This is a genomic window from Aliidiomarina halalkaliphila (assembly GCF_007096385.1).
Classification (GTDB): Bacteria; Pseudomonadota; Gammaproteobacteria; order Enterobacterales; family Alteromonadaceae; genus Aliidiomarina; species Aliidiomarina halalkaliphila.
This window is the reverse complement of the sequence record NZ_VJWL01000004.1, coordinates 1-19,292: the sequence shown is the minus strand read 5'-3', so window position 1 is coordinate 19,292 and position 19,292 is coordinate 1. Positions and strand designations below refer to the sequence as shown.

Here is a 19,292-nt window from a genome sequence, read left to right as displayed (position 1 = left end):
GTGCATAACGAATGTAAGGCCCGGCCATGCGAGGAACGCACGGATCACGAGCAAGGCGAGTATGTTTTGCAGGAGTATTATCGGCAGGAATCCGAGGTAGTTTATTATTCTTTGCTTTCGAGTAACGTTCGAACCCCGATCCCCCTGCAAAAGCGGCGAAAGATTACCACATAAGGATAAAAATACACGTAAAATTTAACCATTGCTTAACTTTTTTGGAGGTATCCCAAATAGGGAACAGAGGCGGTCGAAATCGTCGGGGCTGCTAAAGGCCCAGAGGCGGACAAAATCGCCGGGAGCGATTTTGAACAGCGCGCAGCGCTGGCCCCGAAGGGGTGGAGTGCAGGGATGCACTCCATAATCGAAGATGACGCCGGGGCACAGATACAAAAAAGCCTGTCCATGAGGACAGGCTTCCTTAAATAATGGTGCCCAGAGGCGGAATCGAACCACCGACACGGGGATTTTCAATCCCCTGCTCTACCGACTGAGCTATCTGGGCATCCGGGTTGTGCCGAAGCGACAACGGGTGCAATTAAACGTGTTTGGCGGATTGAAGTCAACCGCTTTTTGCCTGTTCAGGTTTAATTGCTCAGGAAATGCACATTTTTCTACATGACCTGTTTGTGTTGTCTATTTCCCCTACGAGTTCCGGAATTAATTCAGGCATTCATACGGGGATTTATACCCGCGCTATTTCTCGTGGCGCAGATAGGTTGTACCTGCTAAACAGCGCTCATAAAAATCAGTCCAACGTACACCTTCACGGGGCGCTAAGTTGCCCTTGCGAATTTGCTTGTCGACGGATTTTTTCACCATTTTCGCCATGTAATCCGTATTGTATTGCATGGTTTCGAGTACTTTCTCGGCGCTGTGGCCAGGCACGATTTCTTCGATATAGAACGCGCCTGGTTCGTCGTCGTGGCTAAAGATATGCACTTCGGCAAGACGGCCAAACAAGTTATGCATATCGCCCATCACGTCTTGGTATGCGCCGGTGAGGAACATGCCAATCGGGTAAGACTCGCCTTTGTTTAACTTGTGCATCGGAATGTTATCACTGATGTGATTGCTCTCAATGTACTTGCCAATCTTGCCATCGCTATCACAGGTAATATCCGCAATAGATACGCGCACCGATGGTTTTTCGTTGAGGCGCGTGAGTGGCACGATAGGAAGTAACTGACCAATGGCCCAGGTATCTGCCGCCGACTGGAAAATCGACATATTCGCCAGATATTGACTCGCAAGCGTGTCTTCCAACTCACCGAGCTCTTGGATGTGGCTGGTTTCTTCGTCGAGCGACTGGTGAATGTCTTTTAACGTCATCCAGTACATGGTGTCGATTTTTGCCATCTCACGAATGGTGAGAATGCCCAGTTTGAAAGCTTCATAGGCGCTTTGCTTATAGGCTGCTGCATCGTTAAAGCGCTCTTGCGGGTGCAAATCGTTAGCGCCGATCAGTTCACGCATGTTGCTGACTAATACGTGTTCGCCTTTTTCCGGTTCAACATCAAAGTCGGTGGAGCTGGGGTTTACTTCACCCACCACGTTGGTGACCACCAAGCTATGGTGCGCGGTAATCGCACGACCACTTTCGCTCACGAGATTTGGATGGGCGACCTTCTCAAGGTCACAGATCTGTTTCACCCCATAGACCACGTCGGCCACATACTCTTCGGTGGAGTAGTTGCGCGATGAGTCTGTGGTGGTACTGCTGCCGTCGTAATCAATCCCTAAACCGCCGCCGATATCGAGATATTCAAGTGGAACGCCCATTTGTACTAATTTGGCATACAAACGCGCGCCTTCAGTGACGGCTTCTTTGACTTTACGAATATCGGAAATCTGCGAGCCAATATGGAAATGCAGTAATTTGGCGCAGTGCAGCATCTCATTCTCTTTGAGATACTCAATGGCATTGACGATTTCGGCAATGCTTAATCCAAACTTGGCACGATCACCGGAAGAACTCGACCATTTCCCGGTGCTGCGCACCATCATTTTGGAGCGTAAGCCGATGAGCGGGTCGATCTTGAATTTCTTGGCCAAGCGCACCAGCATTTCAAGTTCAGAGAACTTCTCCACCACCACAATCATGCGACGCCCTAAATGGCGGCCCAAGAGCGCGAGAGTCAGGTAGTCTTCGTCTTTATAGCCGTTAAGAATAGTTAAGGCTTCTGGGTTGTCGTTGTACGCCATGACGGCCATCAACTCAGGCTTTGAACCGGCCTCTAAGCCATAATTGTAGGGTTCGCCCGCATCCAGAATTTCTTCAACCACTTCGCGCATCTGATTCACTTTAATCGGATACACGCCCACATAATGCCCTTCGTATTCGGCACTGGTAATGGTTTCGCGGAAGGTTTCGTTTATGATTTCCACCTGCGAACGCAAAATATCGTGAAAGCGAATTACCGCAGGAAACTCAATACCTTCGGCTTTCATTTCATCAAGGACTTCCTGCATGTCGATCGACACTTCAGGTTTGCGATGGTTGGGTGAAATTTGAATGTTCCCATGGTCGCCAATAGAGAAATATCCAGCACCCCAGCGCTTTACGCCATATAACTCTTCTGCATCTTCAATTGACCACTGGCTCATTTACGGCCTTCCTCCATGGTTAACAACAACTCACGGACGATTTTGGCCGCGAATACATCTGAATTTCCGGTTGGATCGATCTGAGGTGATAACTCCACCACATCACATCCCACAAAATTGCGCTCACGTAGTAACTTGATCAAGCTCACGAAGGAATGAAAATCTTCGCCACCGGGTTCTGGGGTGCCTGTTCCAGGTAAGAACGAGGGATCGAAGTAATCTAAATCCAGTGTGAGATAAATCGGACGGTCTGCCGGTATGGCGGCGACACTTTCTAGGAAATCCTTGCGTGAGGTGCGCACCGTACCATGCTCACGCATGTACTGATATTCCTCACGGGTTCCAGAACGAATCCCGTATTGAATTAACTGGTGTCCCGGACCGAAATGGTCGAGCGCACGGCGAATAATAGACGCATGGGAATAGTGATATCCGGTAAATCCATCACGTAAATCCGCATGGGCATCCAAGTGCAATAACACTAAATCAGGGTATTGCTTAAGATACTTCACAATCGGGGCATAAGAGATGGAATGCTCGCCACCCAACGTTAACACTTTCACCTGCTCTGCAGACAAATCAACAGGATCGAAAATACGATTGAAGTCGTCATTGGCATATTGCCATTGGGTTTCCACATCAGTGCTCTCACCGAGCTGTAGATTTCCCAAATCAAAAAACTCGTGATCTTCGAGATCCGCATCTAAATACGGGGAGTAGGATTCGATATCTTCTGAAATCGAGCGTAAGCCATTTGGTCCATAGCGTGTCCCTTTACGGAAACACGCGGTGCCATCGAAGCCGAACCCGATGATGTAGGTTTTATTCGACTGAATTTCCGTTGCTAAATCCGCGCCAAAATAAGCGCGTACCGGTTCATCCAATGTTACCGGAACAGGGAATGTATTAGCCAATTTCCAATCACCTTCTCTCGTTGATCTGTGTATTGCACGCGTGGTCAAAAAAGGGCCGACATTATGCGGTCTTCGTTCCTTTTTTTGAAGCGAAATTTACGCCCTGAAGCCCTAATTGTAGCTGAACTAAACGCGGGTCGAGGGGTTTATCTCTTTCAAAGGTTAAATGCAGGGGTACTTCCACGACATGCTCCTGCTCAAGACCAATCATTATACGGGACTTTCCGTCCAATACGGCATGAACCGCTGCATGGCCCAATTGCATGGCAAGAATTCTGTCTTGCGCATTCGGGCGACCGCCCCGTTGAATGTGTCCGAGTGGGCAAGGATGACAGGTAACGCCCGTTGCCTTCGATAAGCTGGTCGACAATCCTGCGACGCCGCCAGGCCACAAGTTTTCTGATACCACAACGACATAACTGCTATCAGGAAAGGAGGCGCGTGCTTGCAAAATAGCGTCAGCGATTTCTGCAAGTTTGGGCTGAGGTTCCAATTCTGGCAGGAGCATGGCTTCGGCTGAGCTTGCGATAGCCGCGTGTAACCCAATAAAGCCGGCATGGCGACCCATCACTTCAATGAGAAATACCCGCGCCATGGCTTCGGCGGTTTCGCGCACCCGATCAATCGCTTCCATGGCGGTGTCTACAGCGGTAGAAAAGCCAATGGTGGTGTCGGTGCCTGCCAAATCGTTATCGATAGTGCCAGGAATGCCGATGACCTGACCTTGCCAGTACTTGGCTAAGTGGTCGGCCCCTTGAAACGAACCATCACCGCCGATTACTAATAGCGCGCTGATATTGTGCTTATCGAGAATCTTTGCTGCCGCCTTGGCACGGGCTACTTCACGGAACTCGGGATAGCGCGAGCTCTTTAAAAAGGTGCCCCCCCGCTGACTGACTAAACGCATGTCGTCTGGGTGCAATGGTTGGTTTAGGTCATCCACAATGCCGCGGAAACCATGACGAAAACCGATCACTTCAACATCGTGTTGCCAGGCCGTGATAACAATGGCCCGAATGCATGCATTCATGCCGGGCGCATCACCGCCGCTGGTGATCACAGCGATTTTTTTCATTGAATCTTCCTTACATCCATGGGCGGATATACCGCAACTTAATTCTTCTTCATGGTATACAGCTTAACGGCTAATGAAACGCTGACCAAGTTAGATTTTCCAGTTACACTGACGTTTTGCAGAAAAATAGAGGTTTTTTGTATGGTTCGCGTGCAATTAGCAGAACTTTTGCAGTTCACTGAAGCCTGTTTAACCCAAGCAGGGGCGTCGGCTGAGGTTGCTAAAGCCATGGCGCATTCGCTCGTGCAAGGGGACCTTTTAGGGTTTCGCACCCATGGGGTGCGCCGCTTACCGTATAACGTAAAACAACTTCAGGCGGGGCGGATGAAAGGATCAGGCGAACCGCAAATCCTTCGCCGCCGAGCTGCCATTGAAACTTGGGATGCGGAATCATTATCGGGTCTTTATGTGGCCCCTTTAGCCGTGCAACGCGCCATGAGCATGGCTCGCACCGCAGGTACGGGTACCGTGGTAGTCAAGCGTTGCGAACATGTTGCCAGCCTTGCGGCGTATTTACAGCAAGCCACCGATCAAGGGTTGTTGATTACGATGATGGCTGCCACACCGGCTCAAGCCAGTGTCGCGCCCCATGGGGCCCGCTCGCCGGTGTTCTCACCCAATCCTTATGGTATGGGGGTGCCCACCCGTGGCGCGCCTATTCTTTTGGATATGAGCTTTTCTATGACCGCCGCCGGTAAAGTACGCCAAGCCTATGATCGCAACGAGCGCTTGCCGTGGCCGGCGATTGTATCGGGCAGCGGGGAAATTACTGACAATCCCGCAGATTACATTGACGGTAATGGCGCGATACTTCCGCTCGGGGGTGCTGATTTAGGCTATAAGGGCTACGGTTTATGCTTGATGAGTGAGATCTTTACGCTGGGGCTATCAAATTATGGACGCTTACAGGGCGCTCACGATGGGGAAATGAATACTTTGTATGTGCAAGTAACCGATCCTGAAGCCTTTGGCACTCGGGACGACTTTCTTGCGGTCACAGACGATTTGCTTAATCGCTGTCGTAAGGCCGCGGCCATCGACCCGAGCGAACCTGTTCGAATTCCTGGAGAACGGGCGCTGGCGCTTGCAGAGGAACAGCAGCGCACGGGTGTGCTTCTCGATGAACTCACCTGGCCACGATTACAGCACTTAGCCAAAAAATTGGGTATGGAAATACCCACTGTGTAAGTGCTCACTTGCGTGGCCCGTAATTGCTTATCAGCGTCTGTGTCGATTAAGGCTGCAAACGCTCGCACTTCCACTGATCGTCGATACGGGTATAGCGGAAGCGATCATGCAGGCGAGCGGAACGCCCTTGCCAGAATTCAAATTCCTTGGGCACGATGCGAAAGCCACCCCAAAACGGGGGAAGGGGGAGTGGGTCTTGGCCTGCGAACTTTTCTTCGATTTCGCGATAGCGGGCATCGAGGGCATCTCGGCCAACAATAGATTCGCTTTGCTTTGAGGCCCAAGCCGCAATTTGGCTATTGCGCGGACGCGACTGAAAGTAACTTTCATTTTCGGCGTCGGTTAATTTATGGGCTTGGCCAACAATGGTAATTTGACGTTCAAGTGGCAGCCATGCGAAGTGCATACTGCAATTTGGATTTGCCTGTAATTGGCGACCTTTCTGACTCTCGTAATTGGTATAGAAAATAAAACCATCGGGGCTAGCGTCTTTGAGCAATACGACGCGCTGGGTGGGTAAATTATCTGCGCAAGTGGCCAATACCATAGCGGTAGGATCCAAGCTCCATTCACTTTGCACGGTTTCATCAAACCATTGCTGAAACTGAGTAAATGGGTCTGGATTGAGATCGTTATAGTTGAGCTCCCGTCGGCTATAGTCACGACGAATATTCTTCAGACTCATACAAAACCCTTAATTAACGTTGCTGGCTAATCAACTCTGCATGTTCAAACGCAATTGCCGTATTGTTCATGAAGAGTGTGAGCAAATTCTTGTCGTTGTCCGATAACTCGCTGATACCTTGGATATACAGCAAATAAAAATGCTTAGCACTAGTACGGTACAACCCATAATAAGTTTCATTATGGATTTCGTAAGCAACGTGTTCTTTGCGTTGGCGCAAAGATTGAATGATTTTCTGATCGTTTTTTTGCTGAAGAATATGGCCCACTTGAGCTTGATACTTACCGGTGGCGGCAATGATCGAGAATGGTTCATCGTCTTGGCCTGATGCGGTATAGCCTTCAAGATTTAGTTTGCAGTAGGCCGCCGCATCGGAGCGGGTGAGCAAGGCGACCAGTTGTTCGAGAATCCCTTGGCTTAATTGATTCACTGATTTGGCACAGAAAATCTCGGCGGAGGCTTTAATAATGCGCTCCAACCCCGATTTATAGCGTTCGATCGATTGCAAATCACGAAATGCCCGCAAACTGGAATACATGAGGGTGACGAGCTTTCGGTAGGTCAATTCGGTTTTTTCTTTGTAGTCGTCGATGTCGTATTTGGCGATGACTTCTTCTTCGGGCGCTTGCCCCGGTTGACCGGTGCGCAACACGATGCGCACCAAATGGTTCTTTAACACTTCCCGCGTCCAACGCGCGATCTCAAGCCCAGCGTGATCAGATTCCATCACAACGTCGAGCAGCATTAACGCGAAATCATCACGTTCCTGCAACATGCGTTTGGCTTCTTCTCCCGAATAGGCCGAGTGGAATTGCAATGGGCGTTTATCCAGTTTGAAATCGGATAACGCCATGCGCGTAATGACATGAATTTCTTCATCGTCGTCGACCACAAGAATATGGAACGGCTCTTTCGCTTCGCTGTGAGTCGAAGATGCAGGCTCATCAGCAAACAGAAATTGATCTGTCATCGAATTTTCCTTGCCTAGTGCGTGCGCTGATAATGGCGTTTGCCAGCCACAAAGGTTTGTTCAACGCGAATCCGCCACAGGTACTCAGGTTTAATCTTGAATGGGTCATGGCTCAAAATAAGGAAATCCGCCCATTTACCCGGCTCTAAGCTACCAGTGCGACTTTCGAGGTGCCCTGCATAAGCGGCATCAATCGTAAAGCTGCGGATTGCTTCGGCAACGGTCATGCGCTGATCCGGGAACCATCCTTCAACCGGTTGGTTATCGCGATCTTGGCGGGTTACGGCAGCGTGAATTCCGTAAAATGGATTGGCTAATTCCACTGGGAAATCGGAACCGGCAGCGATAAGCGACCCTTGATCGAGAAACTTACGCCAAGCATAGGCACCGGCAATTCGCTCAGCACCGACGCGATCTTCTGCCATGTTCATATCACTGGTGGCATGGGTAGGCTGCATTGAAGGAATCACGCCGAGCTCAAAAAAGCGCGGAATATCTTCAACACGTACCACTTGGGCATGCTCTATACGATGGCGTGGATCGGTTTGCCAAGCTTCCTCGAGCTCTGCTTCTGCGGCTAGGAGTTCCTCGAAGGTGTCTAGTGCCAGCTTGTTGCTGTAATCACCAATAGCATGGTAGTTAATTTGGAATCCTGCTTGATGGATCATGCCAAATAGACGTTTCACGTCCTCCTCTGGAGTAATGACGAGACCTGTGTTGCCTTCAACATCGGAGTAGGGCTCGATGAGAGCAGCACCGCGGCTTCCTAGAGCACCATCACCATAGAGTTTGACGCTATTGATTTGTAGCCGATCGTATTCGTCACGGAACGGACCTGCAGCGAGATAGTCTTCAAGCTTGGGGTCGCGTCCTGAAATCATGGCATTGACCCGCAGCGGTAGTGCTTTGTCCTCACTCAGTTCTTTAAAGAGTTTGAGGCCGCGATTGTCAACGCCAGCATCATGGACTTGGGTGATCCCGAGCGCCAAAAGATGATCAAATGCAAGAGATACCGCGTTGCGCAACTGTGCATCAGAAATAGACGGCATCACGTTTTGCACCATGTACATGGCGGTATCGACAAGTACGCCCGTTGGATTACCATCGGCATCGCGAATAATCTGGCCACCGGGTGGATCTAAGGTGTCGCGGGTAATTCCGGCAAGCTCGAGCGCTTTGCTATTGGCCCAGCCCGCGTGAGCATCGACACGCACTAACCAAATTGGACGATCAGAGACCACTTCATCGAGATCTTTTCGGCTTGGGAAACGACGGTCGGGCCAAAGCTCTTGGTTCCAGCCGCGACCCACTAACCACTCCTGATCCTGATGGTCATGCGCATAGTTGGCTACTTTGGCGACGGCTGCTGTGCGACTCGTGATCCCGCGTAAATCGATTTGCAGCAGGTTTTCGCCGAGGCTCTGAATATGACCATGAGCGTCAATAATGCCTGGAATCATGGTTTGGCCGCGCACGTCGATCTTCTGGGCGCCTTGATATTCTTCAAGAAGGCTCGCATCACCAACGGCGACAATTTTTCCTTTCTTGATCACAAGAACACTGAATTGCTCCAGTTCTGCATGATCACCAACTCCTTGATTAAAGCTATACCCATTTGCATTGTGGAATACACGATAATTGGCGTAGCTCTTTTCTTTCTCCGCGTCTGCAGATGAATCGTCTGCGCTGATTGGCGCGGGGCTAAAAATGAACGCTAAAGTTGCCAATATGGCGAATGTGCTGCGCATGACTTGCCTCGATTACGTCGTTTTAAAACGAATTGTGGGAAAATTAATTGTCCCCAAACTGTTGTTAATCTTTGGTTATCTTTACTTAAACACTATACAAACTTTTTTGCATCTTTACATTCATTCTATATTAAGCGAATGCACGGGTATTTGACTGCCGTCCGATCCAAATCTTTACATAGATGCGTACTGAAACCTAGATGTAATTAGTGGTATGGGCTAACACTCCACTAATATATTTGTTAAAGTATTGGCAATTCCTTGTTACAGATTTCAAGGTACTCAACACTCTGGTGCAAGATCACATATGAAAATTCTTATCATTGATCCACATTTTATCACCCGCTCCGGGTTGATCCATGTGATCACGACCTATCCGGGCGAAATCTCGATTTATGAGGCAACTACCTTCGCGGTGGCTCAAGATTATCTCGCTTCTGGCGAACGATTTGATCTGATTTTTACAGAGCTGGACTTGCCAGATGCGGATTATCGTCACGTGGTGTCACGCTTACGCGAGCTGTCGCCGAGCGCGCACATTGTTTTGTTTACATGGCGTAGCCAGTCGAATGATATACAAGGCGCAGTAAGCCAAGGTGCACGGAGCTATTTACGTAAAGATGCGCTTGCGGAAGATGTGAAAATGGCCATTCATGGGCTGTTACAGGGGCGTACCTATATGCCCACTGAAAGCTTGCGCTATCGCGAGCAATCCGAGGCAGAGCGCAAGCTGTCGCCACGGCAGCGCGAAATTATGCAATTGCTTGCACAAGGCTTATCCAACAAAGAAATTGCCAATATACTCGGGATAACCGAAGGCACCATTCGCGTGCATTTATCTGCTATTTTTAAAGCCATCAAAGTCTCGAATAGAACCGAAGCCACCTTGTGGTATTTGTTGCGCCAGAACTAACCCGTTCACGGGGGAGCTATGGATTTATCGGCACTTGCTAAACAACTCGAACATCATAAGGGTGCCCCTGTCGATCAGTGGGACCCGCCTTTCTGTGGCGACATTGCGCTATGTATCCGCGCTTCTGGGCGCTGGGAATATCAAAACTCCCCCATAGGCCGCAAGGCTCTCGTTAAGTTATTCGCGAGCGTGATTAAGTATGAAGATGACCGCTATTATTTAGTAACCCCAGTTGAAAAAGTAGGGATCGAAGTCGAAGACTTACCGTTCTTGGTGGTCGGTTGGGAGTTAGTGACCCATGAAGGCCAGCCGGTGATTCAAGTCACCACCAATGTCGATGAAACCTATATGCTCAGTGCAGCGCATCCCTTAATTGTCGACCGCGGTTTACCGGCGGTAATTGTGCGCAATGGGCTACTCGCACGGGTTCACCGCAATGTGTATTATCAATGGGCTGATATTGCCACGTCTGCAAAGGCTGGAGAGGCCGACGGGTATTATATTGAAAGTGCAGGGGAGCGCTTTTTATTGGCTGCTGAGAGTGTCGGTTGATTGCCGATACCGTGCCCTTGCTATATGATCTCGCGCCTAATCTTTCACGATGAGTAAATCTATGTCCAGCACCTTAAAGATCAGTCTTGCTCAGTTGAATTTCACTGTTGGGGCCATTGGCGAGAACAAAGATAAAATCCTGAATGCGATTCAAGCCCACGCAGATACTGATCTTCTGATTTTTCCGGAACTGGCGCTTACCGGCTATCCGCCGGAGGATTTATTGTATCGTCCGGATTTGTATCAGGCAGTGGCAAGTGCCCTCGACGAGATTGCGGCGGCCACGGATTCGGTAGCGGTTGCGGTGGGTTATCCGCAGACCGACGGGCACAAAGTTTGGAATACACTGGGTGTGTTTCACCAAGGCCGGCAAATCGCGACCTACCAAAAGCAAACACTTCCGAATTACGGCGTGTTCGATGAGAAACGCTACTTTACTCCTGGCGAAAGCTCCACGGTATTCAACCTTGGCGAGCACCGAATTGGCATGTTGATCTGTGAAGATCTATGGGATGAGATGCCTGCGAAACGGGCACGTGAAGCTGGGGCGCAGATCTTAATTTCGGTGAATGCCTCTCCGTTTGAAGAATATAAATATCCGCAACGCCTGCAAGTGCTGCGTGCACGCTGCCAAGAGAATCACTTGCCTCTGGTGTATGTGAACCTTGTGGGCGGACAAGATGAAGTGATCTTCGACGGCAACTCTGTTGTGCTCAACGAAGAAGGCGACGTGGCTCTGCATTTGCCCCATTGTGAAGAAGCGGTGATGACGGCGCACTTCGACGGTAAGCATGTGCGCATGCAACCACTGCCTGCTAATCCTGATAATGAAGCGAGTCTCTATCAAGCCCTTGTATTGGCGTTGCGTGATTATGTCGAGAAAAACGGTTTTCCATCGGTATTGCTGGGGTTATCGGGTGGCATTGATTCGGCGCTCACATTAGCGCTCGCAGTGGACGCACTCGGCCCAGAGCGTGTGCGTGCAGTCATGATGCCCTATCGCTATACCGCAGATATCAGTATTGAAGACGCGCGCCAACAAAGTGAATGGCTTGGAAACCAATTTGATGTGGTTGCCATTGAACCCATGGTGGAAAGTTTTCTAGAAACCTTGGCGCCCTTGTTTGTTGATACGCAGCGAGATACCACGGAAGAGAACTTGCAAGCGCGCTGTCGCGGTACTTTGTTAATGGCGCTCTCCAATAAGTATGGCTCGCTCGTGCTCACCACAGGCAATAAGAGTGAGCTGGCAGTGGGTTACTGTACGTTATATGGCGATATGTGTGGCGGCTTTGCTCCGATCAAAGATCTGCCTAAGTCGTTGGTTTACCGTCTCTCCTCGTACCGGAATACCCTCGGGCCTGCGATTCCAGAACGTGTTATTACACGCCCGCCCTCTGCAGAGTTAGCACCGGATCAAAAAGATCAGGATTCGTTACCCCCGTATGAAATTCTTGATGAAATCATTGATGGGTACGCGGAACGAGATTTATCGGTGAGTGACTTGGTTGCTGCAGGTTATGACGAAACCGTGGTACGGGATGTGATACGCTTAATTGACCGAAATGAATACAAACGTCGGCAAGGTGCGGTGGGCCCGAAAGTAACTCGACGCAACTTTAATAAAGATCGTCGTTACCCTATTACCAATCGATTTACGCGCCATTTATTAGAATCCTAAGTGCAAGGGATAGATACATGAAAAAGATCGAAGCCATTATTAAACCATTCAAGCTCGATGATGTGCGTGCTGCGCTCTCTGAGGTGGGTGTCGCTGGGATGACTGTGTCTGAAGTGAAAGGTTTTGGCCGTCAGCGCGGACACACGGAGCTGTATCGCGGTGCCGAATATATGGTGGATTTTCTACCTAAAGTAAAACTTGAGATTGTTGTGGCTGACGATGACGTGGAACGCTGTATCGAAGCCATCATTGAAACTGCACAAACGGGCAAAATCGGAGACGGTAAGATCTTTGTAACTGCTATTGAGCGGGTGATTCGGATTCGTACCGGAGAAGAAAACGAGGACGCTATTTAGCGTCCTCGTAAGTTATTCTTGGGTGTTCACAGACCCTGTTAGAAGTTAGCTTGCAGTACCGCTCTCGCGTCGTTTGCTTGCTCTTCTAAACCAAGGCGGCTGTAGGCCGTGACCATAATTTCAAGGGCTCGTTTCACTTCTTCTACGCCCTGGAACTGATCGACCACATATAATCCCCGATTTGCGGCAGCCATATAAGCTTCCCGGCGCAGATAGTATTCGGCCACAAATAATTCATGCTGTGCAAGACGCGATTTAATGGCAATCATGCGTTGCCGTGCATCGGCCGCGTAAGGGCTATCTGGGTGACGTTCTACCAACTCACGGAAATCATTAAATGCGCGCTCTGCATACACCGGGTTACGGTCGCTGCGGTTTATCCGAAATACGTCTTGGAAAAAGCTTTGCTCCGCTTGCAAGTGGACTAATCCACGCATGTATCGCACATAGTCGTTATCCGGGTGATTTGGATTTAACGATAAAAAGCGGTCGATAGCAGTAAGCGCGCGATCTTGTTGCCCAATTTTATATTCGGTAAAAATGATATCCAGTTGCACCTGTTGTGCGTACGGACCGAACGGGAAACGATTATTAATTTGACGAAGCAGCGCAGACGCATCGGCGTAACGGCCGCCACGAATGTAGGCTTGCGACATCTCATACATTTGTTCGACATCTGAACGAGTTTGCTCTTGCGGGCGTGACGAACAGCCATTTAGCAAGAGGACGGCAAGGACAACAATTGGTAACACTGCTTTCATTGGATACGTGATCTCTTATTTTACGTTGAATTCCCTGTGATGTTTCTCATCATCTGAAGTACACTAGGCACCAAGCTCGGATTGTAGCGCACTGACAAGAGGATGCACAGCGCAAGTTCTTTATGACTGATTATGTGAAGCAAACAGCAGTAGTTCCTGAGCATTTGCTCGGAGCACGATTGGACCAAGCATTAGCGGAAATGTTCCCAGACTTTTCTCGTTCGCGTTTGAAAAACTGGATTCAGGCCGGAAGCGTTCGCGTGGACGGTACTGTTGTAACTAAACCACGAGAAAAAGTTCTTGTAGGACAAGAGCTCCATCTTGAAGCCGAATTAGAGCCAGAGGTATTTTCTGAGCCACAGGCGATTGCGTTAAATATTGTATACGAAGACGATGATCTGTTGGTGATTAACAAGCCCGCAGGACTGGTGGTGCATCCAGGGGCGGGTACGCCAGATGGCACGCTACTTAATGCATTGTTGCATCATTGTTCTACGCTCGAGCAACTCCCACGAGCAGGCATTGTGCATCGATTAGATAAAGAAACCACGGGGTTAATGGTGATTGCCAAAACACTGGCCGCTTATACCGCGTTGGTTGCTGCGCTGCAGGCACGGAATATTACCCGTGAATACGAAGCCATTGTGACTGGCGTTATGACCGCTGGTGGTAGCATTGATGCGCCCATAGGTCGACATCAAACCAAGCGCACACTAATGGCGGTGAACCCGAACGGTAAGCCAGCATTAACCCATTATCGTGTCGCGGAACGTTTTCGTGCCCATACTCGTTTACGGTTGCGCTTGGCCAGTGGCCGAACGCACCAAATTCGCGTACACATGGCGCACTTGACCTATCCATTGGTAGGCGACCCGCAATATGGCGGGCGTCCGCGACCACCTAAGCAAGCGAGCCAGTCTTTTATGGACACCTTTCGTGGGTTTCAACGACAAGCCTTGCATGCAATACGGCTGTCTTTGATACATCCGCGTACTGGCGAAGAAATGACTTGGGAAGCGCCATTGCCAGACGATATGCAAAAACTGTTGAAAGCGCTTCGCGATGACAACCGGGAATTTGGAACACCGCAGTAATTAGAAAGGACATGAAGGGGGGAGGCATGCAGACACTAACAGCACAGTGGAAGGTGCCTTCCTTTGTTCAGGCACATACTAGCTACCGCGCCGGTGGTGTGAGTGTTGCACCTTACAAATCGTTAAACCTCGGTAGTCATGTCGGCGATCTCCCCGCGTCGGTACAGCGCAATCGTGAACGGATTCAGCATGCGCTTGAGTTTCCTTCTTCGCCAAATTGGCTTGCTCAAATTCATAGCGACCGCGTGGTACGAATTGGTGCCGACGGCTTATCCGACATTCCAGAAGCTGATGGGGCCTATACGGATCAAGCGGGTGTTGTATTGGCAGTTCTTACCGCCGATTGCTTACCTGTTTTTCTAGCTTCAGCGGATGGCCAAGAATTGGCATTGGTGCATTGTGGTTGGCGTGGGTTAGCCCAAGGAATTCTCACCAATGCCTTGGCTCACTTCAAAGCCAAGCCTGCAGATATTTTTGCCTGGCTTGGGCCCTGTATTGGGCCCAAAGCATTTGAAGTGGGTGCCGATGTATTTGAAGCCATGACATCCCTTAACCCCAAACATGCCACTTCGTTTATCGCTGCTGGTGGGAAATATCTCGCCAATCTGTCGGATATTGCAAAAACAGAGTTGGAACATCTCGGCGTTACCGAGATATCTGCGAGCAATGCCTGTACCTTTACTGACGCTGAACACTATTACTCATATCGTCGCGATGGAACCACTGGTCGTATGGGATCATTTCTTTGGCGCTCAGCGTAGCGCAAACCCGCTGTAAAAATATCTTTCCAATGACTTGAAACTGCCTAAAAAAGACCCACATTAATGTAAGTCGTAATTGCATAGTGAGGTTTGTCATGCGCATGGATCGTTTTACCAGTAAGTTTCAAGCAGCGATCGCTGAGGCTCAGTCGTTAGCCTTAGGGCGAGACCATGCTTACATTGAACCTGCCCACATCATGTTGGCACTCCTTAACCAAGATGGCGGTACGGTTCGCTCCTTGTTGCAAACGGTGGGTGTGAATATCGCCACTTTCCGAATTCAACTTGGCAAGCTGCTCGATGCACTGCCGCAAGTTTCAGGTACCGGTGGCGATATCCAGATTTCTCGCGATACTGCCCAGTTACTGAATTTAACCGACAAATATGCGCAAAAACGCAAAGATGACTACATCTCGAGCGAGCTGTTTGTACTGGCCGCTTTAGACGATAAAGGCAAGCTGGGAGCCCTGTTAAAAGAACAACAGGTGAATGCCCAAGCAGTTGAGAAAGCGATTGAAGATCTACGCAAAGGACAACAAGTGAACGATCCAAATGCCGAAGAACAGCGGCAAGCATTAAAGAAATACACCATTGACCTCACCGAGCGGGCCGAGCAAGGCAAGCTTGATCCGGTGATTGGTCGCGACGAGGAAATTCGTCGTGCAATACAAGTACTGCAGCGCCGCACCAAGAACAACCCGGTGCTGATTGGTGAACCAGGTGTGGGTAAAACCGCGATTGTGGAAGGACTTGCCCAACGCATTATTAATGGTGAAGTGCCGGAAGGTTTAAAAAACAAACGTGTACTCTCACTGGATTTGGGTTCTTTGTTAGCTGGTGCCAAATACCGAGGTGAATTTGAAGAGCGCTTAAAAGCGGTGCTCAATGAATTGCAGCAAGAAGAAGGCCAAGTGATTCTCTTTATTGATGAGCTGCATACTATGGTGGGAGCGGGTAAAGCCGATGGCGCCATGGATGCGGGAAATATGCTGAAACCAGCTTTGGCCCGCGGTGAATTGCATTGTGTCGGGGCCACCACCTTAGATGAGTACCGTCAGTACATCGAAAAAGACGCTGCCCTTGAGCGACGTTTCCAAAAGGTATTGGTGCAAGAGCCTTCGGTGGAAGACACTATTGCCATCTTGCGCGGCCTAAAAGAGAAGTACGAACTGCATCACTCTGTGGAAATTACGGATCCGGCAATTGTAGCCGCAGCTTCGTTGTCCCATCGCTATATTAGTGATCGGCAGTTGCCGGATAAAGCGATCGACTTGATCGATGAAGCGGCCTCGTCGATTCGGATGCAGATGGATTCAAAACCGGAAGAACTCGACCGCTTAGAGCGTCGTATTATTCAGTTGAAGCTTGAACGGCAAACGCTGGCCAAAGAGAAAGATGATGCCAGTAAAAAGCGTCTTGAGGTGCTAGATGCAGAGCTAGGTGACTTAGAAAGTAAGTACCAAGCTCTTGAAGATGTCTGGAATACGGAGAAATCTGCGGTACAAGGACACCAGCACGTTAAAGAACAGCTCGATCAGGCCCGCAATGAACTTGAAATTGCCAATCGCGCCCGCGATCTAAATCGCATGGCAGAGCTGCAATATGGTCGTATCCCCGAGTTGGAACGCCAATTGGAAGCCGCATTAAAAGCAGAAATGCAAGATATGACGCTGCTGCGGAATCGTGTTACCGATGAGGAAATTGCCGAAGTGCTGTCTCGTTGGACAGGAATTCCGGTATCGCGAATGCTGGAAGGGGAGCGCGAGAAGCTATTGCGCATGGAAGAAGATCTGCACGAGCGAGTAGTCGGTCAGCATGAAGCGGTTGTGGCGGTTTCGAATGCGATTCGTCGTTCGCGGGCTGGGTTAAGCGACCCGGATCGTCCGATTGGCTCGTTCTTATTTTTAGGGCCTACCGGTGTTGGTAAAACGGAACTGTGTAAGGCGCTCGCGAACTTTATGTTCGATACCGATAACGCCATGGTGCGTATCGATATGTCGGAGTTCATGGAGAAACACTCGGTTGCACGGCTCGTGGGTGCACCTCCAGGCTATGTAGGTTACGAAGAAGGTGGCTATTTGACTGAAGCGGTGCGCCGTCGGCCTTACTCGGTGATTCTACTTGATGAAGTAGAAAAAGCGCATCCGGATGTGTTCAATATTCTGTTGCAGGTATTAGACGATGGACGCCTCACCGATGGCCAAGGACGCACGGTGGATTTCCGTAACACAGTGATCATTATGACGTCGAACTTGGGATCGCACTTGATTCAAGAGCATGCCGGTGAAGTGGATTATGACGAAATGAAAGCTATGTTACAGGACGTGCTAGCGTCGTCGTTCCGTCCGGAGTTCTTAAACCGGGTCGACGAAACCGTGATATTCCATCCGTTGCATAACGACCACATTAAACGGATTGCGCGTATCCAAATGCTGCGCTTGTTTAAACGGTTAGAAGAGCGCGGATTTGAACTGCAAGTATCCGATGATGCCTTTGACCAGTTGGCGAAGATTGGATTTGATCCTGTGTTTGGTGCGCGGCCGTTAAAGCGGGCCATTCAAACAGAATTAGAGAATCCATTGGCGCAAAAATTATTGAGCGGCGAACTGGTACCAGGTAAACCGATCTTGGTTGACGCGGGTGAACGCGGTCTCGAATTGTCTCAATAAAGCTACATTAACTAAGCAAACAAGGGGCCCATAATAGGGCCCCTTTTTGATTTTCTTGTCAGGCATATAGGGCTCTATGATATGCTTGCTTTACAAATGTCGACACAAATACAGCTGTTGTTAAGGATATCTATGCCAGATCAGAATAAACGTCGGGGCATCTATTTGCTGCCAAACTTGCTCACTACAGCAGGTTTATTTTCAGGCTTCTACGCCATAGTCGCTTCAATGAATGGCGACTTTCAGCTTGCAGCAATCGCGATTTTCGTGGCCATGGTTTTCGATGGCCTGGATGGTCGTGTCGCTCGACTCACCAACACCCAAAGTGACTTTGGTGCGGAATACGACTCCATGGCCGATATTGTGTCTTTTGGTATCGCGCCTGCATTAGTGGCCTATAACTGGGCACTGCACGATGTGGGCAAACTAGGTTGGTTAGCCGCATTTATCTTTGTTGCCGGTGGCGCTTTGCGCTTAGCGCGTTTTAATACTGCGATAGCTACCGCGGATAAACGCTATTTCCAAGGCCTTGCCATTCCGAGTGCCGCTGCTATCGTTGCTGGTCTTGTTTGGGTGGGTGCCAAGTACGAAATCGATCCGAGCAATGTGAGCCTGATCGTTGTGTTCTTCACAATCGCCTGTGGTCTGCTCATGGTATCGAACTTTAAGTATCACTCGTTCAAAGATGTGGATTGGCGCGATAATGTAAACTTCCTCGTGTTGCTGAGTGTGGTGTTGGGCTTCGTAATTGTTGCCACTGCGCCCGCGGTTGTACTCTTTGTGTTGTTTACCGCTTATGCGATTTCAGGTCCGTTTCTTACGATTAAGAATGTAAGTAAGCTGAAACTTGAGCATGTGTTGGGTGATCCAAGCGAAGAATGTAAAGAAGCGGATGCAGAGACTAAGCCGGAAAAAAAGGCGAAAGACGCGGCTTCAACCGACGATAAAGAGAAAACTGAATAATCTCTCGAATTAATCCTTCTTTAGTAAAAGGCCTGGTTTCCAGTGGAGCTAGGCCTTTTTTGTGTTTTTCGGCTTAGTTTCTGAGCGTTCTGTTTATAAAACAAGCGGTCGATATTATTTTACGAAAAAGGCCTTGATCAGTGTTCGGAGATCTATATAATTCGCCGCCGTTGCCACAAGATGGTAACGGCGAGAAAGAAACACCGAAGAATCAAAAATTTTGAATTCAAGGTCTTGACTTCCTCGCCCGGGAGCGTAAAATTCGCATCCCTGCTTCGGAAAGAAGCAACGTTCTTTAACAATTTATCAAGCCAAGCAATCTGTGTGGGCACTTGCGATGAAAAGCATCAACCAACGC

The 19,292-nt window shown here is 49.5% G+C and carries 16 protein-coding genes and 1 tRNA gene; 9 read left to right on the top strand and 8 right to left on the bottom strand.

Annotated features, from left to right (window positions below):
• Positions 1-426 precede the first annotated feature (426 nt).
• From FM042_RS10315 to FM042_RS10300, 4 genes are all read right to left on the bottom strand, one after another.
• Positions 427-502, bottom strand: a tRNA-Phe gene (locus tag FM042_RS10315).
• Positions 503-693: 191 nt separating this feature from the next.
• Entirely contained in the window at positions 694-2,604 is a 1,911-nt protein-coding gene (gene speA, locus FM042_RS10310) for a biosynthetic arginine decarboxylase (RefSeq protein ID WP_143236368.1), read from the bottom strand.
• Positions 2,601-3,518 carry an agmatinase gene (gene speB, locus FM042_RS10305; protein ID WP_143236367.1) on the bottom strand — a complete coding sequence of 306 codons (918 nt, stop codon included), beginning with the start codon at positions 3,516-3,518 and terminating at the stop codon, positions 2,601-2,603. The genes speA and speB overlap by 4 nt, the downstream gene beginning before the upstream one ends.
• 61 nt (positions 3,519-3,579) lie before the next feature.
• Positions 3,580-4,593, bottom strand: coding sequence for a 6-phosphofructokinase (locus FM042_RS10300; RefSeq protein ID WP_143236366.1), 1,014 nt, complete (start codon positions 4,591-4,593; stop codon positions 3,580-3,582).
• A gap of 141 nt (positions 4,594-4,734) precedes the next feature.
• Between FM042_RS10300 and FM042_RS10295 the strand changes: the two genes are divergently transcribed.
• The gene (locus tag FM042_RS10295) at positions 4,735-5,781 is read left to right on the top strand and encodes an Ldh family oxidoreductase (RefSeq protein WP_185960774.1); all 1,047 of its coding nucleotides are present in this window, start codon (positions 4,735-4,737) and stop codon (positions 5,779-5,781) included.
• A gap of 46 nt (positions 5,782-5,827) precedes the next feature.
• On the opposite strand, the gene pdxH is transcribed toward FM042_RS10295, so the two are convergent.
• From pdxH to FM042_RS10280, 3 genes are read right to left on the bottom strand one after another with little or no spacing between them, the layout of a single operon-like run.
• Positions 5,828-6,466 (bottom strand): pyridoxamine 5'-phosphate oxidase, encoded by a 639-nt coding sequence (gene pdxH, locus FM042_RS10290; protein ID WP_143236364.1) that lies wholly within the window; start codon positions 6,464-6,466, stop codon positions 5,828-5,830.
• A gap of 13 nt (positions 6,467-6,479) precedes the next feature.
• Positions 6,480-7,436, bottom strand: coding sequence for a DUF3369 domain-containing protein (locus tag FM042_RS10285; RefSeq protein ID WP_143236363.1), 957 nt, complete (start codon positions 7,434-7,436; stop codon positions 6,480-6,482).
• A 14-nt stretch (positions 7,437-7,450) separates the two neighbouring features.
• Positions 7,451-9,184, bottom strand: a complete 1,734-nt coding sequence (locus tag FM042_RS10280) for an amidohydrolase (RefSeq protein ID WP_143236362.1) — start codon at positions 9,182-9,184, stop codon at positions 7,451-7,453.
• A gap of 307 nt (positions 9,185-9,491) precedes the next feature.
• Between FM042_RS10280 and FM042_RS10275 the strand changes: the two genes are divergently transcribed.
• From FM042_RS10275 to glnB, 4 genes are all read left to right on the top strand, one after another.
• A complete protein-coding gene (locus FM042_RS10275; protein WP_143236361.1) occupies positions 9,492-10,097 on the top strand; it encodes a LuxR C-terminal-related transcriptional regulator in 606 nt (201 codons plus the stop codon).
• Positions 10,098-10,115: 18 nt separating this feature from the next.
• Positions 10,116-10,649, top strand: a complete 534-nt coding sequence (locus tag FM042_RS10270) for a DUF1285 domain-containing protein (RefSeq protein ID WP_143236360.1) — start codon at positions 10,116-10,118, stop codon at positions 10,647-10,649.
• 61 nt (positions 10,650-10,710) lie between these two features.
• Positions 10,711-12,330 (top strand): NAD+ synthase, encoded by a 1,620-nt coding sequence (locus FM042_RS10265; RefSeq protein WP_143236359.1) that lies wholly within the window; start codon positions 10,711-10,713, stop codon positions 12,328-12,330.
• A 17-nt stretch (positions 12,331-12,347) separates the two neighbouring features.
• Positions 12,348-12,686: a nitrogen regulatory protein P-II gene (glnB, locus tag FM042_RS10260; RefSeq protein ID WP_143236358.1), complete on the top strand. Its 339-nt coding sequence runs from the start codon at positions 12,348-12,350 to the stop codon at positions 12,684-12,686.
• A gap of 38 nt (positions 12,687-12,724) precedes the next feature.
• Here the strand turns inward: glnB and FM042_RS10255 are convergent, their stop codons facing one another.
• Complete coding sequence (locus tag FM042_RS10255) at positions 12,725-13,447, bottom strand: outer membrane protein assembly factor BamD (RefSeq protein ID WP_143236357.1); 723 nt, start codon at positions 13,445-13,447, stop codon at positions 12,725-12,727.
• Between the two features lie 122 nt (positions 13,448-13,569).
• On the opposite strand from FM042_RS10255, the gene rluD reads away from it, so the two are divergent.
• The 4 genes from rluD (at position 13,570) to pssA (ending at position 18,934) form a co-directional block, all read left to right on the top strand.
• Entirely contained in the window at positions 13,570-14,541 is a 972-nt protein-coding gene (rluD, locus tag FM042_RS10250; RefSeq protein WP_143236356.1) for a 23S rRNA pseudouridine(1911/1915/1917) synthase RluD, read from the top strand.
• 26 nt (positions 14,542-14,567) lie between these two features.
• Entirely contained in the window at positions 14,568-15,302 is a 735-nt protein-coding gene (gene pgeF / locus FM042_RS10245) for a peptidoglycan editing factor PgeF (RefSeq protein WP_143236355.1), read from the top strand.
• Between the two features lie 95 nt (positions 15,303-15,397).
• Entirely contained in the window at positions 15,398-17,971 is a 2,574-nt protein-coding gene (gene clpB / locus FM042_RS10240; RefSeq protein ID WP_143236354.1) for an ATP-dependent chaperone ClpB, read from the top strand.
• 132 nt (positions 17,972-18,103) lie between these two features.
• Positions 18,104-18,934 (top strand): CDP-diacylglycerol--serine O-phosphatidyltransferase, encoded by an 831-nt coding sequence (pssA, locus tag FM042_RS10235; RefSeq protein ID WP_143236353.1) that lies wholly within the window; start codon positions 18,104-18,106, stop codon positions 18,932-18,934.
• Positions 18,935-19,292 lie beyond the last annotated feature (358 nt).